The 25,865-nt window shown below is 66.7% G+C and carries 22 protein-coding genes and 1 pseudogene; 3 read left to right on the top strand and 20 right to left on the bottom strand.

Annotated features, from left to right (window positions below):
* Positions 1–8 precede the first annotated feature (8 nt).
* From A5636_RS21525 to A5636_RS21505, 5 genes are all read right to left on the bottom strand, one after another.
* Positions 9–902, bottom strand: coding sequence for a 3-keto-5-aminohexanoate cleavage protein (locus tag A5636_RS21525; RefSeq protein ID WP_065160661.1), 894 nt, complete (start codon positions 900–902; stop codon positions 9–11).
* A gap of 11 nt (positions 903–913) precedes the next feature.
* The gene (locus A5636_RS21520) at positions 914–1,450 is read right to left on the bottom strand and encodes a hypothetical protein (RefSeq protein ID WP_065160660.1); all 537 of its coding nucleotides are present in this window, start codon (positions 1,448–1,450) and stop codon (positions 914–916) included.
* A 1-nt stretch (position 1,451) separates the two neighbouring features.
* Positions 1,452–3,164, bottom strand: coding sequence for a GMC oxidoreductase (locus A5636_RS21515; protein WP_065160659.1), 1,713 nt, complete (start codon positions 3,162–3,164; stop codon positions 1,452–1,454).
* Entirely contained in the window at positions 3,161–4,666 is a 1,506-nt protein-coding gene (locus A5636_RS21510) for a flavin-containing monooxygenase (protein ID WP_065160658.1), read from the bottom strand. Before A5636_RS21510 ends, A5636_RS21515 begins: the two co-directional genes overlap by 4 nt.
* 80 nt (positions 4,667–4,746) lie before the next feature.
* Positions 4,747–5,811, bottom strand: coding sequence for an AraC family transcriptional regulator (locus A5636_RS21505; protein WP_065160697.1), 1,065 nt, complete (start codon positions 5,809–5,811; stop codon positions 4,747–4,749).
* A 25-nt stretch (positions 5,812–5,836) separates the two neighbouring features.
* On the opposite strand from A5636_RS21505, the pseudogene A5636_RS27450 reads away from it, so the two are divergent.
* Positions 5,837–5,938, top strand: a pseudogene (locus tag A5636_RS27450) (DUF1330 domain-containing protein); the annotation flags it as partial.
* Between the two features lie 20 nt (positions 5,939–5,958).
* Here A5636_RS27450 and A5636_RS21500 read toward each other — a convergent pair.
* From A5636_RS21500 to A5636_RS26900, 5 genes are all read right to left on the bottom strand, one after another.
* The gene (locus tag A5636_RS21500; RefSeq protein ID WP_065160657.1) at positions 5,959–7,269 is read right to left on the bottom strand and encodes a fatty acid desaturase family protein; all 1,311 of its coding nucleotides are present in this window, start codon (positions 7,267–7,269) and stop codon (positions 5,959–5,961) included.
* An 88-nt stretch (positions 7,270–7,357) separates the two neighbouring features.
* Positions 7,358–8,506 carry a ferredoxin reductase gene (locus A5636_RS21495; RefSeq protein ID WP_065160656.1) on the bottom strand — a complete coding sequence of 383 codons (1,149 nt, stop codon included), beginning with the start codon at positions 8,504–8,506 and terminating at the stop codon, positions 7,358–7,360.
* 52 nt (positions 8,507–8,558) lie between these two features.
* The gene (locus A5636_RS21490) at positions 8,559–9,068 is read right to left on the bottom strand and encodes a DUF6912 family protein (protein ID WP_065160655.1); all 510 of its coding nucleotides are present in this window, start codon (positions 9,066–9,068) and stop codon (positions 8,559–8,561) included.
* Positions 9,065–9,889 (bottom strand): polyphosphate kinase 2, encoded by an 825-nt coding sequence (gene ppk2, locus A5636_RS21485; RefSeq protein ID WP_065160654.1) that lies wholly within the window; start codon positions 9,887–9,889, stop codon positions 9,065–9,067. Before ppk2 ends, A5636_RS21490 begins: the two co-directional genes overlap by 4 nt.
* Before the next feature lie 2 nt (positions 9,890–9,891).
* Positions 9,892–11,310: a WS/DGAT/MGAT family O-acyltransferase gene (locus A5636_RS26900; protein WP_065160653.1), complete on the bottom strand. Its 1,419-nt coding sequence runs from the start codon at positions 11,308–11,310 to the stop codon at positions 9,892–9,894.
* 150 nt (positions 11,311–11,460) lie between these two features.
* On the opposite strand from A5636_RS26900, the gene A5636_RS21475 reads away from it, so the two are divergent.
* On the top strand, positions 11,461–11,928 hold the full coding sequence (locus A5636_RS21475) for an Rv3235 family protein (RefSeq protein WP_065160652.1): 468 nt from the start codon (positions 11,461–11,463) through the stop codon (positions 11,926–11,928).
* A gap of 143 nt (positions 11,929–12,071) precedes the next feature.
* Here the strand turns inward: A5636_RS21475 and secA are convergent, their stop codons facing one another.
* From secA to A5636_RS21460, 3 genes are all read right to left on the bottom strand, one after another.
* Positions 12,072–14,966, bottom strand: a complete 2,895-nt coding sequence (gene secA, locus A5636_RS21470; protein WP_065160651.1) for a preprotein translocase subunit SecA — start codon at positions 14,964–14,966, stop codon at positions 12,072–12,074.
* Between the two features lie 116 nt (positions 14,967–15,082).
* Positions 15,083–15,751 (bottom strand): ribosome hibernation-promoting factor, HPF/YfiA family, encoded by a 669-nt coding sequence (gene hpf, locus A5636_RS21465; RefSeq protein ID WP_437339855.1) that lies wholly within the window; start codon positions 15,749–15,751, stop codon positions 15,083–15,085.
* A 307-nt stretch (positions 15,752–16,058) separates the two neighbouring features.
* Complete coding sequence (locus A5636_RS21460; RefSeq protein ID WP_065160649.1) at positions 16,059–16,691, bottom strand: ComF family protein; 633 nt, start codon at positions 16,689–16,691, stop codon at positions 16,059–16,061.
* A 180-nt stretch (positions 16,692–16,871) separates the two neighbouring features.
* On the opposite strand from A5636_RS21460, the gene A5636_RS21455 reads away from it, so the two are divergent.
* Positions 16,872–17,762, top strand: a complete 891-nt coding sequence (locus A5636_RS21455; RefSeq protein ID WP_081287919.1) for a L,D-transpeptidase — start codon at positions 16,872–16,874, stop codon at positions 17,760–17,762.
* A gap of 10 nt (positions 17,763–17,772) precedes the next feature.
* Here the strand turns inward: A5636_RS21455 and A5636_RS21450 are convergent, their stop codons facing one another.
* The 7 genes from A5636_RS21450 to ahcY all read right to left on the bottom strand — a co-directional run bounded on the left by A5636_RS21450 (position 17,773) and on the right by ahcY (position 25,778).
* Positions 17,773–18,345, bottom strand: coding sequence for a hypothetical protein (locus tag A5636_RS21450; protein WP_216638859.1), 573 nt, complete (start codon positions 18,343–18,345; stop codon positions 17,773–17,775).
* Positions 18,346–18,471: 126 nt separating this feature from the next.
* Entirely contained in the window at positions 18,472–19,314 is an 843-nt protein-coding gene (locus A5636_RS21445; RefSeq protein WP_065160648.1) for a hypothetical protein, read from the bottom strand.
* 9 nt (positions 19,315–19,323) lie between these two features.
* Entirely contained in the window at positions 19,324–21,078 is a 1,755-nt protein-coding gene (gene lpqB, locus A5636_RS21440) for an MtrAB system accessory lipoprotein LpqB (protein ID WP_065160647.1), read from the bottom strand.
* Entirely contained in the window at positions 21,078–22,772 is a 1,695-nt protein-coding gene (mtrB, locus tag A5636_RS21435; RefSeq protein ID WP_065160646.1) for an MtrAB system histidine kinase MtrB, read from the bottom strand. The genes lpqB and mtrB overlap by 1 nt, the downstream gene beginning before the upstream one ends.
* Positions 22,773–22,803: 31 nt before the next feature.
* Positions 22,804–23,490 carry a two-component system response regulator MtrA gene (mtrA, locus tag A5636_RS21430; protein ID WP_065160645.1) on the bottom strand — a complete coding sequence of 229 codons (687 nt, stop codon included), beginning with the start codon at positions 23,488–23,490 and terminating at the stop codon, positions 22,804–22,806.
* Between the two features lie 92 nt (positions 23,491–23,582).
* Positions 23,583–24,215: a dTMP kinase gene (locus tag A5636_RS21425; protein ID WP_065160644.1), complete on the bottom strand. Its 633-nt coding sequence runs from the start codon at positions 24,213–24,215 to the stop codon at positions 23,583–23,585.
* Between the two features lie 84 nt (positions 24,216–24,299).
* Positions 24,300–25,778, bottom strand: coding sequence for an adenosylhomocysteinase (gene ahcY, locus A5636_RS21420; protein WP_065160643.1), 1,479 nt, complete (start codon positions 25,776–25,778; stop codon positions 24,300–24,302).
* Between the last annotated feature and the right edge of the window lie 87 nt (positions 25,779–25,865).

The raw sequence follows: 25,865 nt of genomic DNA, 5'->3' as shown, positions 1-25,865 counted from the left end.
CTGCACCTTCACGCCGGGGCACCCGGGTTCGATGCTGGCGGCAGTCCGAGAATTTGCGCGGCCTCATCCGGCGTCGCAACGGCGTAACCAAGCTGTTGACAAAGATTCGCGGCCTCGGTCACCAACTCGACATTGGTCGGAGTGCGGACGCCGCGATAGAACTCGAGCCCCAAGTGCAGGTGCCCGCCACGTTCGAGTGCGAGTTTGGCCATCGGGTTGGCGCACAAGTCGCCGCCGACAACGGAGACGGCCCACGGAATGTCAGACCCGTCAAGCAATTCCAGGTACGCGTCAAGCGCGCGCTCGGTCGGAGGTAGCCCGAATGGCGCACCCAGGTAGCCATGTTCGGTGGAGAAGTAGAGCTTGATCATCGCTCCGCTGGGCAACCGGCCCGCTCGCCACCACGCGAGCGTGGTCCGTAGGAATCCAGGTTCATAGATGGCGAGGCTGGGACCCAGTTTCGCTTGGTGGCAAATGCCGAAGGCCCGGCTGATCGTTTGAAATGAGTTGCTGTAGACCAGATTTCCCGTGGGTATGCCGTCGGCATCAGTGCCACCGAGGTTGACCGATCCGGGGTCGGCCAGCCCGACGCGCAATCCGGCTGCGGCTAGCGGGATGAGGTGTTCGTAGGAAATCGAAAAGTTGTCACCGAAGTGGACCGTCGGGTACAGCAAAGCGTCCGGCCGGGCGGCGAGCACGGGGCGCCACGCTTGGAGGTAACGCTCGGCCGCTTGCTCCACGCTAACGCCGTAGAGGTCGATGTGGTTGTGGATTATCGCCGCACCTGCCGCCATACAGGCGAGGGCGTCGGCGGTGATCTCCGATGGTTCCACCGGCACATGGGGGTTGGTCGCCTTCGATGTGACGCCGTTGATGGCGCATTCAATGATGACGGGCCGCATGCGTTGAGAAGTCAGAGCCAGCCGGTGCGGGCGGCGGCGACCGGCTCGGCCGGCGCCGGGGCCAGTTCACCGTCCCGCACACCGTCGAGCATCCGCTTCACCGATGCGACGATCTCCGGTGCTGCAGCCGCAAGACCTTTGAGGTCGGCGTCGCTGACCTGGTCCGAATCGACGCCGGCGCGCTCCAGCACTGCGGCCGGGCTGGCCAGCTGCTCGGCCAGCCAGGACACCGGGTCCGCGGAAAGTTCCGGGACGAAGTGCCGCCGTCCCGGTTCCCAACCGTCGAACCGCGGATGGTGATGGGCCCGATCCAGCGTCCCGGGCGGGCTTTCGGTGGAACCGAACAGATCGACCCGCCAGACCGGGCGGGTGAACGCGATCGGGATGCCGGCGTAGATCGACCCCTGTGGCTCGTCCCGGTCGACCAGGCGAAGTTCCAGCCGAACTCCGCGTTCCGGAGTTTCCTGACCGGTCATCGGGGACGGATCGACGAAGTACATGTCTCCGACCACCACGCCCAGGGATTCGAAACCGAAAGCTGCGAGCACGTTATGAAGCGTAGTCCCGGTGGGCACGCAATGCCCCCGGTGCACTTGCCGGGACCGCCGGATTGTTCGGGGCCACCGGGGAGATGCGGGCATAGGACGAACCCAGCGGCGGGCGCGGGTCCGGCTCGCCCTTGTTCGGCCACAGCGAGGTCGCCCGCTCGGCCAGCGCGGTGATGGTCAAGGAAGGGTTCACGCCCAGATTCGCTGTGATCGTGGAGCCGTCGATCACGTGCAATCCCGGATGCCCGTGCATCCGGTGGTAGGGGTCCACCACGCCGTCGACCGGGGTTTCGCCGATCACGCAGCCGCCGATGAAATGTCCCGTCATCGGGATATCCGCCAGGTCCGCCCAGGCGCCGCCGGCGATCCCGTCGAGGTGCTCGGCGGCGCGCCGGGCTACCTCGTGGCCGACCGGGATCCAGGTCGGGTTCGGGTCGCCCACGCCCTGACGGGTCACCATCCGGCGCCCGAACAACCAGCGCCGGGTGTAAGTGGTCAGGGAGTTGTCGTGGGTCTGCATCACCAGCAGTGGGATGGTCTGTTCCGACCAGCGCTTCGGGTAGAGCAGCCGGCGCAGGTCGCGGCGCTGCCGAACCAGCTCTTTCAGGCCGGTCCGCCACCGTCTGCCACCGTCGAGCCCGTCAACCAGGACGGTGCCCATCAGCCCCATCAGATTGGAGTCATGACCATAGCGACAGGGCTCCACGTGGGTATGGCTGTCCGGGTGGATCGAGGACGTGATTGCCACGCCCTCGGAATAGTCGACGTCGTCGCGGCGGGCTCGCACGGCGAGGATGGCCTCGGAGTTGGTCCGGGACAATTCCCCGAGCTTGCGTGACACGTGCGGCAGGCTGCCCCCGTCGCGCAGCCGGTGCAGGAGGCGCTGGGTGCCCAGCGCCGCAGCCGAGAACACGACGTGCTCCGCGGTGAAAGTGCGGCGACGCCGACGCAGCTTACCCCCGGTACGGCGAGTGATGACGTCGTAACCGCCCCCGGGACGCGGGCGGACGTCGACCACCGTGGTCAGCGGATGGACCTGTGCGCCTAGCTTTTCGGCTAGGTACAGATAGTTTTTGACCAATGTGTTCTTGGCGTTGTGCCGGCAACCCGTCATGCATTCGCCGCAGTGCCGGCAGGCGTTGCGGTCCGGGCCCGCCCCGCCGAAGTAGGGGTCACCGACCGGCGCGCCGGGTGCGGCCTGGTTGCCTTCGACATCGCTGAAGCACACGCCGACGCGGGTGGCGTGAAAGGAATCCGCGACACCGAGGTCGGTGGCGATCTGCAGCATCACCTTGTCCGACGGCGTGGTACGTGGGTAGGTGGCGACGCCGAGCATCCGGGTGGCCTGGTCGTACCAGGGCGCCAGCTCCTCTTTCCAGTCGGTGATGCCGCTCCAGCGCGGATCGGCGTAGAACGGGTCGTCGGGTTCGTACAACGTGTTCGCGTAGACCAGTGAGCCGCCGCCCACCCCGGCGCCGCTGAGCACCACGGCGTCGGAGAGCACATCGATGCGCTGGATGCCGTAGCACCCGACCGACGGCCTGAACAGGTAATCGCGGACGTGCCAGCTGTTCTTGGCGAAGTCCTGATCGCGGAACCGCCGGCCAGCCTCCAGCACGCCGACCCGATAACCCTTCTCGCTCAGGCGAAGTGCGGTAACGCTGCCGCCGAAGCCGGATCCGATGACGAGCACGTCATAGTCGAAAGCGCTCACGCACCAACCTCCTGGGCTTCCTTGGCGGGCCGGACTTCGTGGAAGTCATCGAGTGCCGCGGTGCGGGTCCGATGCTGGTATTCGTGCACCAGCCCGGGCCAGTTCGTGGTGACCCGGCCCGACGCAGTGCGGTACCACGACTCGCAGGTGGTCCATACCCCGCTGTCCAGGCGGGACTGCACCGCAGCGTCGTAAGCTTCCTCGACGTCGCGGCGCACCTCGAATGCGCGGGTTACGCCCCCGCGGACCAGTGCCTCGGTGATCTGCCGGATGTAGCGGGCCTGCTGCTCCATCATCAAGATGATCGAGCTGCTGCCGAGGTTGGTGTTCGGGCCGTAGATCAGGAACATGTTCGGGAAGCCCGGCACTGCCATGCCAAGGTGGGCACGCGCACCCCCGGCCCACTCGGTGTGCATGTTGCGCCCCTCGCGGCCGGTGATGGTGATCGGCGCGAGGAACTCGGTGGCTTTGAAGCCGGTGCCGTAGATGATCACGTCCACTTCGTGCAAGACTTCGTGCCCCTGACCGTCGACGGTACGCACGCCCCTCGGGGTCACCTCGGTGATGGCGTCCGTCTCGACCGCGACGTTGTCCTGGGCCAGCGCGGGGTACCACTCGCTGCTGAACAGCACGCGCTTGCAGCCGATGGGATAGTCGGGGGTGAGCTTGGCCCGCAGCACCGGATCCTTGATGTGGCGCTTGAGGTTTCGCAACGCGAGACCGTGCAGCACCCGCGCCAGTGGCTTGGCTCTGGTCAGGGCAAAGCCCAGCAGTTCGGTCGTCTCCCAGATCGCGCCGCGCATGGCGGCGGCGAACCCGGGCACCTTCTGGAATGCGACGTGGTGCTTCTCGGTGTAGGCACGGTCCAACTTGGGCACGACGTAGGGCGCGGAGCGCTGGAACACGGTGACGTGCTGGGCGGTTTGGCGGATTCGCGGCACGAACTGGATCGCCGATGCGCCGGTGCCCAGCACCGCGACGCGCTTGCCGGCCAGGTCGACGTCGTGGCGCCACTCGGCCGAATGGAAGGAGGGACCGGCGAAGGTGTCGAGGCCGGGGATGTTCGGCAGCGCGGGGCGCGACAGCTGCCCGACCGCCGGCACGAGCACGTCGGCCTCATAGACTTCCCCGCCGGAAGTCGCCACCCGCCATGTCGCGGTGGCGTCGTCATATTCGGCCGAGGTGACCTCCACTCCGGTTCGCACCAGATCGCGCAAGCCGAACCGGTCGGCGGTGTCGTGGATATAGCCCAGGATGTCGGGTTGCTCGGCGTACCGGCGGCCCCAGTCGGTCTTGCGGGCAAAGGAGTAGGAGTACAGGTTCGACGGGACGTCGCATGCCGCCCCAGGATAGGTGTTGGCCCGCCACACGCCGCCGATGTCGTTCGCCTTTTCCAGCACAGTCACCTCGGCGAGACCGTCCCGGGATAGCTCGTAGGCGGCCGCGAGGCCCCCGAATCCGGCGCCGATCACCAGCACGCGAGGACGAAGAGTCGCTGTCATATCTCCATAGTGGTCAGCCGCGGGCGCCTGCTGTCAGCCGATTGCGGACGGCAAATCCATAATTGCGGCCACTCTGGTGCTCAGACGGCCACAATGCGTTCGCGCGGCGCCACCGAGCGCTGATAGCGGGCAGGGGTAGTGCCGGTCCACCGTTTGAAGGCGGCGATGAAACTTGTCGCCTCTGCATAACCCAACCGCAGCGCGACGTCCTCCACCGACAGGGCCCCGGTGGCCAACAACTCTTCGGCGAGCACCCGGTGCACTTCTTCGAGCAGGTCACGGAACGTCGTGTTCTCCTCGGTCAGCCGTCGTCGCAGCGTCCGTTCGCTCATCGCCAATTGGCGGGCGACGCTGGTGATGGTGTGGGGTTTGCCGTCGACCGATGCCAGCCGATCCCGGACGCGGCGTGCGACACCGGTGCGCTGGCGTCGGCGTTCCAGCAGCGCCTGGCATTGCTGCTCGCAGATCGCCACGCTCATCTCGCTGGCCTGAGGTAGCCGGTTCTCCAGCAGGGCGGCGGGCAAGGCGGCGACGTTGGCGGGCGCGTCGTAGCGCGGTGTCACACCGAACATCTCGCGGGCCGCGGCATCGCCCGATGATGGTGGGGGGCTGGCGAATTCGATGCGGGTGAACGGGACAGGACTACCCACCAGTTCGGCCATGACCTGCGCGATCGCGGCCATGTCACGCCGCACCAGGAAATCCGCCACCGGACCGGTGAGATCGGGCAGGTCCAAGTGCAACGTCGCGTCAGGGCCGTCCAGGGCCACACTGGGCAGACAGAAACCGTAGCTGAGCTCGTAGAACCGGGCAGCGAACCGCACCGCGTCGCCCAGCGTCGAACTGGTCAGGCAGGCGAACCCGAAGATGCCGAAGGATCCGACGTGATACGTACGGCCCACCCGGATCCCCAGGTTGGCCGCATCACCCAACAGGTCCACCAGATTGGTCGCGACGGCCAGTTCCTGGCGCCCCACGATCATCCGGTTGTGGTCGCGCAGGTCTGCCGCGGACAGGCCGGATCCTTCCAGCATGTCCGGCGCGGAAAGCCCTTTGCTGCAGCCGAATTCAGTCATCAGCGCGACGCTGGCCGTGGTCCGCGGGAAGTCCCAGTGGGACACCTGCTGCCCGGCGAAAACCTGCACGTGTTCCAGTATGGCGAATAACTCGCAACTCACGGACTTGCATCCACATCGGGAGCGGGGTTCGTCGAACTACCTCTGGCACCTGTTCGACCGACTCGATGACTTGCGTCCCGTTCTCACGGGCTGAAGCCGACTAGGTGTGCTGCCCTAGGCCGCTAGTCCGTCGCCGTCCCGCTTGGCCTGCTTGGCCTGCTTGGTCTGCTTAGCCTGCTTGGTCTGCTTGCTGCGCCGCCAGCCTCGCACCGTCGCGATGGCCGTTTTCAGACCGCGGCGCCGCCCCGTGGTGGGGTCGGTGCCCGCGAATCCCGGTTCCAGCTCAGCGAACATTCGCTCGCTACGGGTTTCGGGCGCATTGTCGGCGTCGTCGCGCAAGTACCCGTCGGGCAAGGACAGCTTGGCCAGCGTGCGCCAAGTCCGGCCGTACTGCATCAGGAAAGAGCCTGTGGTGTAAGGCAAGTCGTATTTGTCGCAGACGGCGCGCACCCGCACCGAAATCTCGTGCAGCCGGTTGCTGGGCAGGTCTGGATACAGGTGGTGCTCGATCTGGTGGCACAGGTTGCCGCTCATGAATCGCAGCACCGGGCCGGCCTCGAAGTTGGCGCTGCCCAGCATCTGTCGCAGATACCACTGGCCCTTGGTCTCACCGACCATGTCGGTCTTGGTGAATTTCTCTGCGCCGTCGGGGAAATGGCCGCAGAAGATCACCGCGTTGGCCCATATGTTGCGGAGCACGTTGGCCGTGGCATTGGCCGTCAGAGTGGACCGGTAGGTCGCACCTGGCGACAGCGAGGTGAGTGCCGGGAATGCCACGTAGTCCTTGACCACCTGGCGGCCCGCTTTGGCGAGAAACTCGTCGATGCGCTCGCGGGCTTCCTCGTTGTCCATCCGCTTCTTGGCGATTTTGCCGATCTCGACGTGCTGCAGGCCGACGCCCCACTCGAAGAGCAACGAGAGCAGCGTGTTGTACACCAGGTTCAGCACATTGAAGCGCTTCCAGCGCTGGTCGCGGGTGACGCGCAGCAGGCCGTAACCGACGTCGTCGTCCATGCCCAGGATGTTGGTGTACTTGTGGTGCACGAAGTTGTGGGTGTAGCGCCAATGCTTGGACGACCCGCTCATGTCCCATTCCCACGTGGAGGAGTGGATTTCCGGGTCGTTCATCCAGTCCCACTGGCCGTGCATCACGTTGTGGCCGATCTCCATGTTCTCGACGATCTTGGCCACGCCCAGGGTCGCGGTGCCCGCCCACCAAGCCGAGCGGCGGGAACTGGCGGCAAGAATGACCCGCCCGGCCACCTCGAGTGCGCGCTGGGCGGCGATGGTGCGGCGGATGTAGCGGGCGTCCCGTTCGCCGCGGGAATCCTCGATATCGCTACGGATGGAATCGAGTTCGTGGGCCAAACTCTCGATGTCGGCCTCTGCCAAGTGGGCGAATACGTCGACGTCTGTGATCGCCATGAATGCTCTCCCTACGTCGTCCGGTCTCCGGACTCGTTAGACCTACGTTATCGTAACCTACGTACCCGTAGGTTACCTGTGGGTAACCCTATATGTCGACGACGCAGTCGCCGGACGCGGCGGACACGCAGGTCTGCACTCGGGTTCCGGGATCGTGTTCCCGGCCGGTCCGCAGGTCACGGACGTGCCCGTCGACAAGTTCGACTACGCACGATTGGCAGATACCCATGCGGCAACCGAACGGCATCTGGACCCCTGCACTCTCGCCCGCGTCCATCACCGAGGTGGCGGCGTCGGCGATCACGCTCTTGCCGCTGCGCGCGAAGGTGACGGTGCCCCCCGCTCCTGCGGGAGCCGCCCTGGTTACCGCGAACCGCTCCAGGTGCAACCGTTCCGCAATGCCCTCGGCCGACCACACTTTCTCGGCCTCGTTGAGCATGCCCTCCGGTCCGCACGCCCAAACTTGGCGCTCTCGCCAGTCCGGCACTTCGCGATCGAGCTCGGACAGGTCGAGCCGGCCCTGCGTGCGCGTTGCGCGCACCGCGAGACGGTAGCCGGAATGGTCGGCGGCCAGCGCGGCCAACTCGGCACCGAACAGCACGTCGGATTCGGTGGGCGCCGAGTGCAGGTGCGCGATGTCGGTGATCTGGTTGCGGCGCGCCAGGGTTCGCAACATCGACATCACCGGCGTGATCCCGGATCCGGCGGTCAGGAACAGGATTGACGACGGCGCAGGGTCGGGCAGCACGAAGTTTCCCTGAGGCGCAGCCAGCCGCACGATGGTTCCCGGCTCCACACCGGCCACCAGGTGGGTGGACAAAAAGCCCTCAGGCATCGCCTTGACCGTGATTGTCACGGTGCGCGCGGAGACCGACTTGACCGAAGCGGGGCTCGAAGTCAGCGAATACGACCGCCAGCGCCAGCGACCGTCGACCAGCAAGCCGATTCCGATGTATTGCCCCGGTTGATAGTCGAAGCCGAACCCCCAGCCCGGCTTGATGACCAGCGTCGCCGAGTCTTCGGTCTCGCGGCGTACCTCCAGAATGCGACCCCGCAGCTCGCGCGCGGACCACAGCGGGTTGGCCAGCTGCAGGTAGTCGTCGGGCAGCAGCGGCGTGGTGATGCGTGCGGCCAGTTTGCGCAGGGCGTGCCAGCCGGGATGCCGGTCCGCCCCGACGACGGTCGGTTGCGCGGTGTCGGCCAGCTTGGCGGTGAGTGCCGAATTCTTAGTGCCCATGAATAAGGCTACGGTACCGTAAGTTACGGTTACAGGGCTAGCGTGACGCCGCTTACAGCAGCTCCAGCAGAAACGGAAGCTCTTGCGCGGCATACCAGGCCAGGTCATGGTCCTGGGCGTCGCCGACGACCAGATCCGCGTCCTCGTCGCCCAGATCGGCGGCATCGATCGCCTCGATCGCGGCTGTTACCGCCGGCTCGGCGGCAGCAGTGTCCACATACGCGGCGACCACCCGGTCCATGGCAACCGAACCTCCCAGCCGGACCACGGCGTCATCCAGGTCAGGGCGGTAGCTCATTCCCTCCGCTTCGGCGACTTCGGCTGCCAGCACCGCGCGCCGCGGCGGCAGCGTCTGGGCGTCGTCACCGGCAAGCAACCGCAACGACGCCAGTGCCGCCTCCCGCAACGCCACGTCGGCGAGTTCCTCGTCGTCGCCCTCGGCGTAGGACTCCCGCAGTTTGGGCGTCACCGCGAACGCGGTGCCGTTGACCGGGCGCAGCGAACCGTCGGCGACGAGTTGCTGGAGCATCGCCAGGGTCGCTGGAATGTAGACCTGAATCATGACTTGATCAGGGTGGCGACGTAGTCCTCGACGTACTTGGACAACTCGCGCGGCGGCCGCTGGTAACTACCGCTCACCACGGGGCGATCGGGCAGTTTGACTTCGGGTTTCTGCACTTCTGCATAGTCGATGGTCGAGAGCAGGTGGGCGATCATGTTCAGCCGCGCGTGCTTCTTGATGTCGGATTCCACCACGTACCAGGGGCTGGCCGGGGTGTCGGTGTGCACCATCATCTCGTCTTTGGCGCGCGAGTAATCCTCCCAGCGGTACACCGATTCCAGATCCATCGGACTGAGTTTCCACTGCCGGACCGGGTCGTGCAGCCTGGCCTTGAACCGGCGCAACTGCTCGGCCTCGGAGACCGAAAACCAGTACTTACGCAACAGGATTCCGTCGTCGAGCAGCATCTGCTCGAAGATCGGCGTCTGGCGCAGAAACAGCACATACTCCTGCGGCGTGCAGAATCCCATCACCTTTTCGATGCCGGCGCGGTTGTACCACGACCGGTCGAACAGCACGATCTCGCCCCTGGCCGGCAGGTGCGCGATATAACGCTGGTAGTACCACTGACCGCGTTCCCGATCGGTCGGGACCGGCAGCGCGGCCACGTGCGCGACCCGCGGACTGAGGTATTCGGTGATGCGTTTGATCGCGCCGCCCTTACCGGCCGCGTCCCGGCCCTCGAAGACCACCACCACCCGGGCGCCGGTATCGCGGACCCACTCCTGCAGTTTCACCAATTCCGTTTGCAGCCGGAACAATTCGGCCTCATAGAGGTCGTTCGAGATCTTCTTGCTGCCTGCGGCCTTTTTCTCACCCACGACTATCTCGACGCCTCCAGCAGGTCTTCCAACGACTGGCTCAGCAAACCGGGCAACACGTCGACGTCGCTCATCGCGTCACGGTCGGCATTGATCCCGAAATACAGCATCCCGTTGTAGGACGTGACGCTGATGGCCAGTGCCTGGTTGTGCAGCAACGGCGGTACGGCATACGTTTCCAGCATCTTGGTGCCGGCGATGTACATCTGTGATTGGGCGCCGGGCGCGTTGGTGATCAGCAGATTGAACGGTTGCCTGGACAGGGTGGGAAAGCTGGTGGCCACCCGGATCCCCATCGCGTGCAGCGTCGGCGGCGCAAATCCCGAAAGCGTGACGATGGTCCTGGCGTCGACCAGGCTGGCGGCACCGGGATTCGACTCGGTGGCGTGGGCGATCTGCGACAACCGCACCACGGCGTTGCCCTCCCCCACCGGCAGGTCGACCAGGAACGGCGTCACCTCGCTGATCGCCTGGCCCGGGCCGGTCGAGTCGAGCTGATCGTCGGCGTACACAGACAGCGGTGCCATGGCCCGCACCGTCGCGCTGGAAGCCACGGCTTCACCACGCGACATCAACCAGTTGCTGAGCGCACCCGTGATCACCGCAAGCACCACGTCGTTGACGTCGCAGTTGTACCGCGCCCGAACTGCGCGATAGTCGTCGAGCTTGCCCCGCGCGACGGTAAAGCGCCGATTGCGCGAGACCGGGGCGTTGAGCGGACTGCTCGGCGCGGTGCCGCGCGCCACCGCGCGCGCGACGTCGAAGATCCGGCGGCCCGCCTCGACGAGTTGCGCAGAGTTGGTCGCCAACCCCGCCACCGCGGAGCCGACGGCCTGCAGCTGCGCGCCCGGCCCCACGATCCAGTCACCGATGGCACCCAACACCAGCCGGGTGTTGCCGGGATCGCGTTCCGGTACCCAGATGTCTTCGGGGAAGGGCGGTGGCTTGCGGGTCCGGTCAGCGATCACGTGGTTGATCTCCAGCGCACTCATCCCGTTGATCAACGCCTGATGGGACTTGGTGTAGAGGGCAATGCGGTTCTTGGCCAGGCCTTCGACGAGGTACATCTCCCACAGCGGCCGCGACTTGTCCAGGGGTCGCGCGGCCAGCCGGGCGATCAGCTCATGCAGTTGCTCGTCACTACCGGGCGACGGCAGCGCCGAGCGCCGCACGTGATAGGTGATGTCGAAGTCGCGATCGTCGATCCACACCGGCCGGGCCATGCCGACGCTGACCTCGCGCACCTTCTGTCGGTATCGCGGAATTTGTGGCAACCGCTTTTCGACGGTGGCCAGCAGCGCCTCGTAGCTCAACCCAGACCGCGGCCGCCGCAAGATCGCCAGCGACCCGACGTACATCGGGGTGGCCGTGTTCTCCAGACGGTAGAAGGACGCATCCGCAGTGGACAACCGGGTCACCATTGCGGCCCTGTCCTCCTCGTCAAGTCATTCTCATTTCGTCAACGGCTCTGCCCTCGCCCACCGTACCTGTGGACCAAGGCGCACGACTGAATACCGCAGCACCCCATTGTCTGACAGTCTTCAGCACGCTGCCGCGCCCCCTGACTTCCCGTGGAGAATCCGTTGACCGTCACGCCGGTGATCGACTATGAACCCCCGACGCGCACCGTGCCCCGACGATCAGCGTCCGTGCCTACTCCACGTTCCCCGCGCGGCGGCCAGCCGAGCAGACCGGCGGACGCCGCTGCGGCGCCGCTTTCCCCGCGGATGCGCCAGGCAGCCATGTTCGCCGACGGTGCGCTGCGGCGCGTGCTGGAAGTCATCGACCGGCGCCGTCCGGCCACCCAGCTCCGTTCCGTGCTGGCGTCGGATCTGGTCGACTCGGTGCTCTCGGTCAGCCGGACGGTCGCCTCAACGAGGGGCGCCGCAGTGCTGCGCCGGATGCGGGTGCAACCGGCCGGGGATCGCGCGGCGGAGGTGTGCGGCACCTACCGCCGCGGGGACCGGGTGCACGCGATCGCGTGCCGGGTCGAGCGGTTACCCGATCGATGGTTAGTGGTCGCCCTGCACATCGGCTGATTTCGGTGGGACGCCAACGGAAGCAACATCGGCAGCCGGCGACGGTCTCCCATCTGCGCCGAGCGTGAAGTTAGCTTCACAGTCGAGCGCGAGCGTGAAGCTAGCGTCACGCTCGGCGGGGAGCGAGCTCGGGCTGGAGGTAGCTACCGCTTCTTGACCGATTTCGGCGGCTTGGCGCCGCGGCCCTGCCGACGGGCGGCCTCGCGCCGTTCGCGTCGGCTGCCGCCGCCCGGCACCCCGGCCGGCGTCTTGCCCGCCGAACCACCGTTGCGCTGCACCTGCGCCGACCCGTCCTCGGACGGTCCGCTGTAGGTGAGCGCTGGGGCGTCGTTGTCGATTCCCTTGGCGCGCAACGTGCTAACCGGCTCCTTGAGCGCCGGCTCGCGCATCGGCGGCGCCTCGGCGCCCCCGATGTTCTGGGCGTCCTCGATGTTCTGGGCATCCTGGGCATCTTCGGCGCCGCGTGCCGGAGCACCCAGTTCCGCCAAACCTTCCGGTGTCTCGATGGGTGCGAGGTCGACCTGCGGGGCTGGGACTGCTTCCACGCTGACGTTGAAAAGGAAGCCGACCGACTCCTCCTTCATGCCTTCGAGCATGGCGGTGAACATGTCGTAGCCCTCGCGCTGATACTCGACCAGCGGGTCACGCTGGGCCATTGCGCGCAACCCGATGCCCTCCTTGAGGTAGTCCATCTCGTAGAGGTGCTCGCGCCACTTTCGGTCGATGACGTTGAGCAGCACGTTGCGCTCGAGTTGCCGCATCGCGCCCTCGCCGGCGATCTGCTCCAACTCGGCTTCCCTTGCGGCATAGGCGCGGTCGGCGTCTTCGAGCAGCGCCTGCAGCAGTTCCTCGCGGGTCAGGTCGTCGCGCTCGGACTCCACGTCGGGGTTCATCAGCGACTCATGCGAGATGCCCACCGGGTACAGCGTCTTGAGCGCCGTCCACAACGAGTCCAGATCCCAGTCCTCGGCGTAGCCCTCGGCCGTCGCGCCGTTGACGTACGCGGTGATGACGTCGGTGAGCATTTCCTTGGCCTGTTCCTGCAGGTTCTCGCCCTCCAGGATGCGGCGACGTTCGGCGTAGATGACCTTGCGCTGCTGGTTCATCACCTCGTCGTACTTCAGGACGTTCTTGCGCATCTCGAAGTTCTGCTGCTCGACCTGAGTCTGGGCGCTCTTGATGGCCCGGGTGACCATCTTGGCTTCGATCGGCACGTCGTCGGGCAGATTCAGCCGGGTCAGCAGGCTTTCCAGCGCGGCCCCGTTGAAACGACGCATCAACTCGTCGCCGAGCGACAGATAGAAGCGCGACTCGCCGGGGTCGCCCTGCCGGCCAGACCGGCCGCGCAGCTGGTTGTCGATACGGCGCGACTCGTGCCGTTCGGTGCCCAGCACGTACAGGCCCCCGGCCTCGATGACCTCCTTGGCCTCCGCGCCCGCTTCCTCCTTGACCTTCGGCAGCTCCTCGTGCCAGGCCTGCTCGTATTCGTCCGGCGTCTCCACCGGGTCCAGGCCGCGCTCGCGCAGCCGCTTGTCGGTGAGGAAGTCGACGTTGCCGCCCAACACGATGTCGGTGCCACGGCCGGCCATGTTGGTGGCCACCGTGATGCCGCCGCGACGGCCCGCCTCAGCGATGATGCCGGCCTCTTGTTCGTGGTACTTGGCGTTGAGGACGTTGTGCGGGACGCGGCGCTTGGTGAACTGGCGCGACAGATACTCCGAGCGCTCCACGCTGGTGGTGCCGATCAGCACCGGCTGGCCCTTCTCGTAGCGCTCGACCACGTCGTCGACCACCGCGATGTACTTGGCCTCTTCGGTCTTGTAGATCAGATCGGACTGGTCCGCGCGGATCATCGGCTTGTTGGTGGGTATCGGCACCACGCCCAGCTTGTAGATCTCGTGCAGTTCGGCTGCCTCGGTCTGGGCGGTACCGGTCATGCCCGCCAGCTTCTCGTAGAGGCGGAAGTAGTTCTGCAGCGTGATGGTGGCCAGGGTCTGGTTTTCCGCCTTGATCTCGACGTGCTCCTTGGCTTCGATCGCCTGGTGCATGCCTTCGTTGTAGCGGCGGCCGATCAGCACGCGGCCGGTGAACTCGTCGACGATCAGCACCTCACCGTTGCGGACGATGTAGTCCTTGTCGCGGTTGAACAGCTCCTTGGCCTTCAGCGCGTTGTTGAGGTAGCTGACCAGCGGGGAGTTGGCGGCCTCGTACAGGTTGTCGATGCCCAGCTGGTCCTCGACGAACTCCACACCCTTCTCGTGCACGCCGACGGTGCGTTTGCGCAGGTCGACCTCGTAGTGGGTGTCCTTCTCCATCAACGGCGCCAACCGGGCGAACTCGGTGTACCAGTTGGAGGCGCCGTCGGCCGGGCCCGAGATGATCAGTGGGGTGCGGGCCTCGTCGATCAGGATGGAGTCCACCTCGTCGACGACGGCGAAGTTGTGGCCGCGCTGCACCAGATCGTCCAGCGAGTGCGCCATGTTGTCGCGCAGGTAGTCGAACCCGAACTCGTTGTTGGTGCCGTAGGTGATGTCGGCGTTGTAGGCCACGCGCCGCTCGTCGGGGGTCATCTGGGCGAGGATGACGCCGACCTCAAGACCGAGGAAGCGGTGCACCCGACCCATCCACTCGCTGTCGCGTTTGGCCAGGTAGTCGTTGACGGTGACGACGTGCACGCCCTTGCCCGACAGGGCGTTGAGGTAGGCCGGCAGCACACAGGTCAGGGTCTTGCCCTCACCGGTCTTCATCTCGGCGACGTTGCCCAGGTGCAGGGCGGCCGCACCCATCACCTGGACGTCGAACGGGCGCTGGTCGAGCACCCGCCAGGCGGCCTCGCGAGCCACCGCGAACGCCTCGGGCAGCAGGTCTTCGAGCGTCTCGCCGTCCGCGACGCGCTTTCTGAACTCGGCGGTCTTGGCCTTCAGCTCCGCGTCAGTGAGTTTTTCGACGTCGTCGGACAACGTGTTGACATAGTCGGCCACCTTCTTGAGGCGCTTGACCATGCGACCTTCACCAAGGCGCAGCAACTTCGACAGCACAGCTATGTCCCTCGCGGGTAGGAGTCTCGGGCGACCCCCATCCTAGGTGACGACCGGGTGAAGGCCGCTGATCGTCAGGCCAAGCGGATCAGGCCAGTCGGATCAGGCCAGTCGGATCAGGCCAGTCGGATCAGGCCGTAGTCGTAGCCGTGCCGGCGGTAGACCACGGACGCTTGATCGGTCTCCTTGTCCAGGAACAGGAAGAAGTCGTGTCCGACGAGTTCCATCTCGTAGAGCGCGTCGTCGACCGCCATGGGCTTGGCGGGGTGTTCCTTGACGCGGACGACCCGGCCCGGCTGGTGGTCCGCCACGTCGGCGTAGTGATCATGCGGCTCGGCGGGCGTCTCGCTGAACGCGTTGTCGGTGGGCACCAGGGCGGTGGCTTCGGCCAGCGACACCGGCGTCTTGTCGCCGTAGTGCACCTTGCGGCGGTCTTTGCTGCGACGCAGCCGGCTCTCCAGCTTGACCACAGCGGATTCCAGCGCGGCGTAGAAGCTGTCGGCGCAGGCCTCGCCGCGCACCACCGGTCCGCGACCGCGGGCGGTGATTTCGACACGTTGACAGGATTTGCGTTGGCGACGGTTGCGTTCATGGTCGAGTTCGACGTCGAACAGATAGATGGTTCGGTCAAACCGCTCCAGGCGGGCGAGCTTTTGCGAAACGTAGATGCGGTAGTGGTCGGGGATCTCGACGTTGCGGCCCTTGAAGACGATTTCGGCGTTGGCCAAGGGTTCTTCCTGGCCGTCGGTAGCCGACGTGCGGTCCAGAACCTCTTCGGAATCCACGGTAAGCCTTGACATTCGTGACAACTCGTTTCTTCTCTTCACGTCACACGCACCCTGCGTGCCCGGCATTCAGATACGCGCCGACGAGGGTGTAGCGGCCGGAAGAGATGGCCGTTGCAGGCTGCCCGCCGGAGCAAGAAGTCGAATACTCACCTCCCCCACTCCGGGTGCTGCTCAACTTGGCAATTTCGCGACCGTGAGTTGTTGAGTCTGATGTCGACGTTAGCCCGTGTTCGCCTTGCCGTGCCACCCAATTCGCGCACCTGTTGCGAGTTCTTCACGAACTCATGAGGATTGCGGATCTTCTTCATGCGCTTGCGATCGCCAGTACGGCCGCCACCCGCACCCCCGCGGCCTCGAGCACGCGGACCGATTCGCGCGCGGTGGCGCCGGTGGTCACGATGTCGTCGATGATCAGGACCTCGGTCAGCGGCCGCGGACCGCGCAGCAGGACCCGGCCCGCGACGTTGCGTTCCCGTGCCGAGATGTCCAAGCCGACCGAGTCACGCGCGAATGCCTTGAGGCGCAGCACGGCAGCGACGCTGATGTCCGGGTGTCGGGCGACCGCAGCCTGCGCCAGCCGGGTGACGGGATCGCCGCCGCGTCGGCGTGCTGACAACCGCCGCGTCGGCGCCGGCACCACCGTCAGCGGAGTATCGAGCATTCCCCAGGTCAGTAGCCGGTGGATGCCGGCGGCCAGCGGGGTGGCCAGCGGCGTGACGAGGTCCCTGCGGCCGCGTTCCTTCAGCGCCAGCAGGGCGTGGCGACGAGGGCCGGCGTAGCGCCCCAGCGCGAACACCGGCACCCTCGGGTCGACCCGCGGGCTCACCACGTGTGGCTCGTCGGCGCGCACGGCGAGGTCTTTCCGGCAGGAGGCGCACCATCGTGTCGCGGGCGCACCACAACCCCCGCACTGCAGCGGAAGAACCAGGTCAAGCACGGTGCCAGTGTGCCGCCAGGGGGTGACACCGCCTGTCGAAGGTCACGTCGAAGGTGATGTCGAAGGTGACCAACCTGTAACCGAACCCTGACCGAAACGCTCACTGTCGCTTGCATATTCGCAGGTTGTCGCGGCCCTACGATCGACGGCGTCAGGCTATTCGAAAGGTGTTGAAGAACGATGCGGGCGGCAATGCGGTCTGTTCTTGTGGTGCTCGGTATCGCCGCGACGGTGCTCGCCGGGCCGACCGGCGTGCGGATGACGAATGCGTCGCGGGGCTACTTCGACATCGCATCGATTGCGCCCCTGCGCGGCGCGGCGGTGGGCGTCGCCCATCCCGTTGTGGTGACTTTCCACAATCCCGTCGTCAATCGACAGGCGGTGGAGCGCGCCATCGCGGTCAAGTCGGTGCCCGCGATGACGGGCCGGTTCGAATGGATAGACGACAACGTCGTGCAATGGGTTCCGGACCGGTACTGGCCGGCGCACACCACTATCGCGCTCTCGGTGGGCGCCGTGCGCACCGAGTTCAAGACGGGTCCCAAAGTCGTCGGCGTCGCCAATATCGCCAACCACACTTTCACCGTCAGCATCGACGGGGCCGACCCGGAATCATCGCCTGCGCTACCGGCGCCGCACCACCGATCACACTTCGGTGAGACCGGGGTGTTGCCGGCAAGCATGGGCAGGCCGGAGTTCGCCACACCCGTCGGCAACTACACCGTGCTGGCCAAAGACCGCTCGGTGACAATGGATTCGAGCAGCGTGGGCATTCCGGTCGACGACCCGGACGGCTACCGGCTGGAGGTGGACTACGCGGTGCGCATCACCAACCACGGCCTGTACGTGCATTCGGCGCCGTGGGCGGTCTCCTCGATGGGGGTCGACAACGTCAGTCACGGCTGCATCAGCCTGACCCCAACCGACGCCGAGTGGTATTTCGACACGGTTCACATCGGCGACCCGGTGATTGTCGAGGAAGGTGTCCCGACGATCCGGAGCGACAAGGTAGCCGACCCGGCGGAGAAGGAGGCCGATCCGGCCAAACCAACCGTGCGACCCCCCTCGTAGCGGCCCGGCGCTATTGCGCCGGAGCCATGGTCGCTGCCCCGCAGGACGGCAGAGCCGCCGTCATCCCAGCCAGGAAGGCCGGAATCGGCGCGGGCGGCGGCACCTCCGCTGCCGCGGGTGTGGCCGGACCCGGCACCACCACCGGCGCGGGCGCCGGCCCGGCAACGCTGGGCGCACCCTTGCCGGTGCCCGCCATGGTGTTCAGCGGCGCAGTCGGCACACCGTCGGCCGGTACTCCAGCGCCGGCACCCGCCGGCACCACTGGAACGGGCGGAGGCACCACCGGAGGCACCACCGGCGGCACGACCGGCGGTACGACCGGCACGGGCGGCACGACGGGTGCCAGTGGCACCGCCCCGGCCACCGGGCCAGGCAGCACGACGGGTGCCGCCGCGATCCCGGACTGATGCTCAATGCAGTTCGCACCGCCGGTCGGGAACGGAGTCGCCTCCGCGCCCGGACTGAAGGCCAGAGCGGCCCCGCACAACCCCGCGCCGGCGGCAACCACTACGCAGAATCGATTCTTGATCGGCAACGCAAACTCCGTTTCGTTCTCCCCATTGCCCCCGCAATCAATCGACAATGGGGAACGGTATAGGTGCGCCGAATCCCTTGCCTAGAGCCGTGATTTCTTGGATGCCCAACCGATACCTCGCCCCCGCCGGGTCGTGATCACGGCTTTTCCAACCGGTTACCTGCGCGCCGAATATCAGTCCGAGCGCCACAGCAGCGACGGCCAGCTGAAGCTGAGCGCTCCCTGACTGAGCCGGGTGATCAGGTCTTCCAGCGCCCGCATCGGCAGCTCCATGCGCCACTCCGGGAGGAGGCCGGCAACGTGCAACGAGTCCTCGGCCAGCTCCACGCCGGTGATCATCAAACCGTGCGGCAACTCCGGCAACGCCACCTGATAGGCCGGGGTGCGCACCGGCAACTTCCACCGCCGCTGCCGGGTGATCAGCGCCCGCGGGCGCAGCCACAGCGTCGAGCCCGTCACGTCGGCATCGACTTCGAGTCCGCCCCAACCCGGTCGACGCGCCCAGCGCAACCGCGCGGACCCGTCCTCACCGAGCTCGCTGCGCAAATGCGGCGCGGCCTCCTCCAACACCCCGTCGAAGATCTCTTTGGGCAGCTCGGTGGTCAACTGCACCGGGGCAGCCACCACCAGCGGCGGCACGCCCGGCCGAATGTGCACGTTGCGCAGCACCGCGACCGCGCTCTGCAACCGTTGCCCGGAACCATCGTCGTCCCAACTGATGTCGCGGGCGGCCACCCGGACCTCCCCCAGCTGACCGACTGCCAGACCCTGGGGATCCAGGTCGGACTCCAACTCGGTGACGGTCAGTCGCACGTCGTGCTCGCCGATGCGCACCGTGACGTCCTTGCCGACGAGCAGTTGCTGCAACGTGGCGAACAGCGTCCGGTAGGGCACCGTCGCCGCCTGGGCAGCACCCGCGCTGACCGACGGCAATCCGGTCGACGACCACAGCGAGGCCAACGCATCCAGAGCGCGGAACGGATCGTCCCAGCGCAGGAAGGGAACCTTAGGCGACATCGATGGCGATTATCCCGGCAAAACCGGCGCCGCGCCGCCAATCATCAAGCCGGCTACCTCGGACCAACCCTGTTGGGTTTCGGCCGCCGATGCCGAATACATCAGAACTCCTTGCGGGCCGGCCACGTACACCGTCGACGGGTTCGCCGCGATCGCGAACAACGGAATCTGCAGGCCGCGGCTGGGGGCGTCGGAGTTCACCCCGTCGAGGTTCACATACGACACCGGGTGTGTGGCGTCGTTGCGCGTCACGACGATGTCGTCTCCGGTCCGCCAGTACAAGGAGACCACCGAGGTGCCCAGACCGAAACCCAGCCGTCGCGGGTAGGTGAGGGCGAACTGGCCGGCCTGGGTCTGTTCGACGCCGGCCAGAATGACCTGTCCGCCAATCACCATCGCGGCCCGGGTGCCGTCCCGGGACAGCTGCAGGTCGGTGATCGGCCCCGGGAACCGGCTCGACACCGCGGTGGAATCCACCGGAATCCGGGCGGGCTGACCCGATGCGGGCTCCTGAATCGCGCGCAGCACGTTGTTGGCGTCCACGACCACCCAGACCGCATCGTCCAGCGACCAACTCGGCCGGGACAGGTTGTGTCCGTCGGCGGACTGAACCGCTTCGCCGCCGAGATCACCGATCCACAGCGACGCCGCCATGTCCGGGGCGCCGCGACGCAGCGTCACCACCGACGCCACCTGCCGCCCGTTGCGCGACAGCGTGGCTCCGGTCTGGTCACCCATGTGGCCGAACGCGCCGGGAACGGTGTCCACGCGCTGGCCGTTCAACGCCACCAGCGAACCACCCACCAGCGCGTGCAGGCCGGCGCCGGCACCGTCGGCCACCCCCGGGTCGGTGGCGGCGACGTCAGATGTGTTCCAGCCCTGGGCGAATCGGTCATCGAGCGGCGCGCCGTCGGCGTTGATCACATACGGACCCCGGATGTCGGCGCGGGCCAGCGTCCAGATGATCTGGGCGGCGAGCAGCGCCCTGCTGTGCGGGTCGGTGGTGGCCAGCTTCTCCAGCTCGACCCGCGCGCCGCCGTACCCCTTTCCGACGCCGCTCTTGCCGCCGTCGGCCCGGGTGACCGGCCCGCGCAGCCGCAGCGGCGGGGCGAGCAGATTGCGCACCGTGTGCGCCATCTCCGGGCGCGGGCCGGCCAGCAGCTTGGAGATCAGTTCGGTGCCCAGCTGGTCATGGTCGGAAACCGCCACGTAGCGCGGGTCGGGGACCACGGTTTTGCCGGTGGGGTCGGCGAAGTACAGGGTGTTGCGTTTGTAGGTCGACTGGAATTGCTGCCAGTCCAGGAAGACCCCGTTGGGCAGCCGGTCGATGCGCCACCCGCCCGACGTCTTCACCAACTCGATCGGGCCGGGATCGGGCAGCTGGCCTTCTGCGGTCTCGAACACTCCGACGTCGGACAACGAGCCCAGGATGTCGGCCCGCATGTTGGCCGAAACCCGTTCGGCGCCACGGGTTTCCACGAACACCACGTGGTCGATCAACAGCGCGCTGCCGGCGTCGTCCCACGAATTGGACGCCGACTGGGTCAGGAACTGCCGCGCCGCCAGGTGTCGGTTGGCCGGGTCGGCGGTGGCCTTGAGAAATTCCCGCAGCAGCACGTCGGGATCCATGCCCGGGGTGGGTTTGGGCAGGTTCGACGGCGCCGGTCGCTCGACAGTGCCGATCGCCTGCGGCGCAGACGAGCTGGGCACGCTTGCACAACCGGCCAGCAGCAGCGCCATCAGCAGAACCAGAAACCGCCGCATTACCCGCTCCACTCGGCAGGCTCGCGCGGACGCTGCTGCTCGTTCGCCTGCTCGGGTGTGGCGGGTTGTCCGTTCTGCGGCGGAGTCGGCTGCGGGATCGGTTTCATGGGCAGCGGGCTGGTGGTGACCTTGTGGCCGCGGACCAGCGGCAGCGTCAGCCGGAAACAAGCACCCTGCCCGGGCTCGCCCCACGCTTCCAGCCGGCCCTGGTGCAGCCGGGCATCCTCGATGCTGATCGCCAGCCCCAGCCCGGTGCCACCGGAGCGGCGCACCCGTGACGGGTCCGAGCGCCAGAACCGGCTGAACACCAACTTCTCCTCCCCGGGCCGCAACCCGACGCCGTAGTCGCGGACGGTGACCGCGACGGTGTCGACGTCGGCGCCCATCCGGATCCGGACCGGCTTGTGCTCGGCATGGTCGATCGCGTTGGCGATCAGGTTGCGCAGGATCCGCTCCACCCGTCGGGCATCGACCTCGGCGATCACCTCGTCGGACGGCATGTCGACCAGCAGTTCGATGCCGGCCTCCTCGGCCAGGTGACCGACGTTGACCAACGCATTGTTGACGGTGGTGCGCAGGTCCACGGCCTCTACGGACAACTCGGCCACGCCGGCGTCGTGCCGGGAGATCTCCAAGAGGTCATTGAGCAACGTCTCGAAGCGGTCCAGCTCGTTGACCATCAATTCGGTGGATCGCCGCAGCGCCGGGTCGAGGTCGGCGCTGTGGTCATAGATCAGGTCGGCGGCCATCCGCACCGTCGTCAGCGGGGTCCGCAGTTCGTGGCTGACGTCGGAGGTGAAGCGCCGTTGCAGATTGCCGAACTCCTCGAGCTGAGTGATCTGCCGGGACAGACTCTCGGCCATGTCGTTGAACGACACCGCCAACCGGGCCATGTCGTCCTCACCGCGCACCGGCATGCGTTCGGAAAGGTGGCCCTCGGCGAAGCGTTCGGCGATCCGCGACGCCGACCGCACCGGGTTCACCACCTGGCGCGAGACCAACAACGCGATTCCGGCCAGCAGCACCAGCAGCACCAAGCCCCCGGTGGCCATGGTGCTGCGCACCAGCGTGATCGTGGCCTGCTCGTTGACCAGCGGGAAGATCAGATAGAGCTCCAGGTTCGCCACCCGCGAGGCCGTCGGCGTGCCGACGATCAGCGCGGGCCCGGAGAAACCCTCGGTGTGCACCGTGGCGTACTGGTAAGCCGCCTGGCCGGCTTTGATGAAGCCGCGCAACGCATTTGGCACCTGATCGACGGGTCCCGCCGTCGACGCGGCGCGAGGACCGTCGCCCGGAACCATCAGCACGGCGTCGAAGGCGCCGGCCAGACCGGCGCCGGAGGCGGGATCGGTCTTCGACGTCAAGGTGTTCCGCGCGAGCTGCAGGCTGCTGTCCAGTGAGCGGGTCTCCTCACCGTTGACGATCCCGATGACCGTGCCGCGGGCCCGCTCGATCTGGTCGATCGCGGCCTTGACCTTCACGTCGAGCACGCGGTTGGTGACCTGGCTGGTCAAGACGAAACCCAGCGCCAGAATCACCGCCAGGGAGAGCCCGAGCGTCAGCGCTACCACTCGCAATTGCAGGGACCGGCGCCACACCACGGCCACCGCCCGGCTCAGCGCGCTCATGCCACGCGCCACGGGGCCCGAGCGCCCCCACCGACCTCGACTACGTCGCGGCGAGCGCCATATCAACGCCGGCGCCGCTCTGGTCTGAGGCCGCGGATCACGGAGGTCCGGCCTTGTATCCCACTCCTCGAACGGTCAGAACCACGGTCGGGTTCTCAGGATCCTTCTCGACCTTGGCGCGCAGGCGCTGGACGTGCACGTTCACCAGGCGGGTGTCCGCCGGGTGCCGGTATCCCCATACCTGTTCGAGCAGCACATCACGAGTAAACACCTGGCGGGGTTTGCGCGCCAATGCGACCAATAGGTCGAATTCCAGCGGCGTGAGGGAGATCTGCTCGCCGTTGCGGGTCACCTTGTGCGCCGGCACGTCGATGTCCACGTCGGCGATGGAGAGCATCTCCGCGGGCTCGTCGTCGTTGCGGCGCAGCCGCGCCCGCACCCGCGCCACCAGTTCCTTGGGCTTGAAGGGCTTCATGATGTAGTCGTCGGCGCCGGATTCCAGGCCGAGCACCACGTCCACGGTGTCGGTCTTGGCCGTCAGCATGACGATCGGCACGCCCGAGTCGGCCCGCAACACCCGGCACACGTCGATGCCGTTCATGCCGGGCAGCATCAGGTCCAACAGCACCAGGTCGGGGCGCAGCTCGCGTACCGCGGTCAGAGCCTGCGTACCGTCGCCGATGACCGCAGTGTCGAAACCCTCCCCACGTAACACGATGGTGAGCATCTCGGCCAGCGAAGCGTCGTCGTCGACGACCAAAATCCTTTGCCTCATGGCCTCCATGGTGTCACCAGTTCAGGACAAAACTCCGATACCACACGGGCGTTTCTGGCTTTATAAGGGCAATTACATAACAAATCGGCTTCAACGCGGCTTTAGACACCCGTCAACTCGGTCGCGAGGCCGGCCGGATCCACTTCGGCGCCCACGGCGAGCCACCGCCCAGCCCAGTCCGCCGCGGCCAGTTCGGCGTACACCGCACCGGTGCGCCGCTGCAGGCCGTCGTCGCGTTCATAAGTGTCGCGGGCCCGGTCCGGATCGGTCTCGGCCCGGTTGCGGGCCCGCTGCCCGGCGAGTTCCGCCGTTACCGCGAGCAAAATCTGCCAGTCGGGTCTGGGCAACCCCAGCCGCTCGTATTCGAGCTGCCCTACCCATGCCACGGCCTCCCCGGAGGCATCCTGATGCAGGCGCGCGGCACTGTAGGCCGCGTTGGACGCGACGTAGCGGTCCAGGATCACCACATCGTGCTCGCCGGCCAGGCGCTGAATCCCCGCTGTGGCCGCCGCACGGTCCAGCGCGAACAGCGTCGCCATCGCATACACCGAATCCGCCAGGTCGCCGTGCCGGCCGCGCAGCGCCTCAGCGGCGAGGTCCGCCGTGATCGACCTGCCGTAGCGCGGGAATGCAAGGGTGGTCACCGACTTGCCGGCCGCCTCGAACGCCTTGCGCAGACCTTCGGTCAGGGTGCGCTTGCCCGAGCCGTCGACACCCTCGATCGCGATCAGCACGGCGCGAGCCTATCGCCCGCCGAACGTGAAGCTGGCTTCACGCTGGGCGTCGAACGTGAAGCTGGCTTCACGCTGGGCGTGAAATCAGTAGCGGTAGTGGTCCGGCTTGTACGGGCCCTCGACGTCGACACCGAGGTACTCGGCCTGTTCCTTGGTCAGCTTGGTCAGCTTCCCGCCGAGCGCCTCGACGTGGATTCGGGCCACCTTCTCATCGAGGTGCTTGGGCAGCCGGTACACCTCGTTGTCGTACTCGTCGTTCTTGGTCCACAGTTCGATCTGAGCGATCGTCTGGTTGGCGAAGCTGTTGCTCATCACGAACGACGGGTGTCCGGTGGCGTTGCCCAGGTTCAGCAGCCGGCCCTCGGACAGCACGATCACCGAACGGCCCGTCTCGCCGAACGTCCACAGGTCGACCTGCGGCTTGATGTTCTGCTTCGTGGCCCCCGAGCGCTCCAGGCCGGCCATGTCGATCTCGTTGTCGAAGTGGCCGATGTTGCCCAGGATGGAGTGGTCCTTCATCTGCTTGATGTGCTCGAGCATGATGATGTCTTTGTTGCCGGTCGAGGTGACGACGATATCGGCGTCGGCGATGGCGTCCTCGATGGTCACCACGTCGAAGCCCTCCATGAGCGCCTGCAGCGCGTTGATCGGGTCGATCTCGGTGACCTGGACGCGGGCGCCCTGCCCCTTCATCGCCTCCGCGCAGCCCTTGCCGACGTCGCCGTAGCCGGCGATCAGAACCTTCTTGCCGCCGATCAAGGCGTCTGTGCCGCGGTTGATGCCGTCGATCAGTGAGTGCCGGGTGCCGTACTTGTTGTCGAACTTGGACTTGGTGACCGAGTCGTTGACGTTGATCGCCGGGAACGCGAGGTCACCCGCGGCGGCGAACTGGTACAGCCGCAGCACACCGGTGGTGGTCTCCTCGGTGACACCCTTGACGGACTCGGCGATCTTGGTCCACTTGCCCTTGTCGGTCTCGAAGCGGGCGCGAAGCAGGTTCAGGAAGACCTTCCACTCCGCCGAGTCGTCTTCCTCAGCAGGCGGCACCACGCCGGCCTTCTCGTACTGCATGCCGCGCAGCACCAGCATGGTGGCGTCACCGCCGTCGTCCAGGATCATGTTCGCCGGCTTGTCCTCGTCCGGCCAGGTGAGCATCTGCTCGGCGGCCCACCAGTACTCCTCGAGCGTCTCGCCCTTCCACGCGAACACCGGAACACCCTTGGGCTCTTCGGGCGTGCCGTGCGGCCCCACCACGACGGCGGCCGCGGCATGGTCCTGAGTGGAGAAGATGTTGCACGACGCCCAACGGACCTCGGCGCCCAGCGCGGTAAGGGTCTCGATCAGCACCGCGGTCTGCACGGTCATGTGCAGCGAACCCGAAATACGGGCGCCCTTGAGGGGCTGCACGTCGGCGTACTCGCGACGCAGGGACATCAGGCCGGGCATCTCGTGCTCGGCGATCCGGAGTTCTTTGCGGCCGAAATCCGCGAGCGACAGGTCGGCAACCTTGAAGTCGATGCCGTTACGAACGTCGGCGGTCAGCGAATTTTCGAGCGTCGTCATTGCGTGTTTCATCCTTCTGAGGGTCCAACGGGAAAGCCGGGCGGCTACGCAGGCCTGGAACTCATTGCGTATGAGCTCTAGCCACTG

Source organism: Mycobacterium asiaticum, from assembly GCF_001673315.1.
Lineage (GTDB): Bacteria > Actinomycetota > Actinomycetes > Mycobacteriales > Mycobacteriaceae > Mycobacterium > Mycobacterium asiaticum_B.
The sequence above is the reverse complement of the archived record's forward strand: the minus strand, read 5'-3'. Positions and strand labels throughout refer to the sequence as shown.

Excerpts from the sequence above, each read along its gene's own strand:
- A5636_RS21525 (WP_065160661.1), bottom strand. The coding sequence starts at position 902 with ATGCGGCCCGTCATCATTGAATGCGCCATCAACGGCGTCACATCGAAG.
- A5636_RS21510 (WP_065160658.1), bottom strand. The coding sequence starts at position 4,666 with ATGACAGCGACTCTTCGTCCTCGCGTGCTGGTGATCGGCGCCGGATTC.
- A5636_RS21500 (WP_065160657.1), bottom strand. The coding sequence starts at position 7,269 with ATGGCGATCACAGACGTCGACGTATTCGCCCACTTGGCAGAGGCCGAC.
- A5636_RS21495 (WP_065160656.1), bottom strand. The coding sequence starts at position 8,506 with ATGGGCACTAAGAATTCGGCACTCACCGCCAAGCTGGCCGACACCGCG.
- A5636_RS21490 (WP_065160655.1), bottom strand. The coding sequence starts at position 9,068 with ATGATTCAGGTCTACATTCCAGCGACCCTGGCGATGCTCCAGCAACTC.
- A5636_RS26900 (WP_065160653.1), bottom strand. The coding sequence starts at position 11,310 with ATGGTGACCCGGTTGTCCACTGCGGATGCGTCCTTCTACCGTCTGGAG.
- A5636_RS21455 (WP_081287919.1), top strand. The coding sequence starts at position 16,872 with ATGCGGGCGGCAATGCGGTCTGTTCTTGTGGTGCTCGGTATCGCCGCG.
- A5636_RS21445 (WP_065160648.1), bottom strand. The coding sequence starts at position 19,314 with ATGTCGCCTAAGGTTCCCTTCCTGCGCTGGGACGATCCGTTCCGCGCT.
- lpqB (WP_065160647.1), bottom strand. The coding sequence starts at position 21,078 with ATGCGGCGGTTTCTGGTTCTGCTGATGGCGCTGCTGCTGGCCGGTTGT.
- mtrA (WP_065160645.1), bottom strand. The coding sequence starts at position 23,490 with ATGGAGGCCATGAGGCAAAGGATTTTGGTCGTCGACGACGACGCTTCG.
- ahcY (WP_065160643.1), bottom strand. The coding sequence starts at position 25,778 with ATGACGACGCTCGAAAATTCGCTGACCGCCGACGTTCGTAACGGCATC.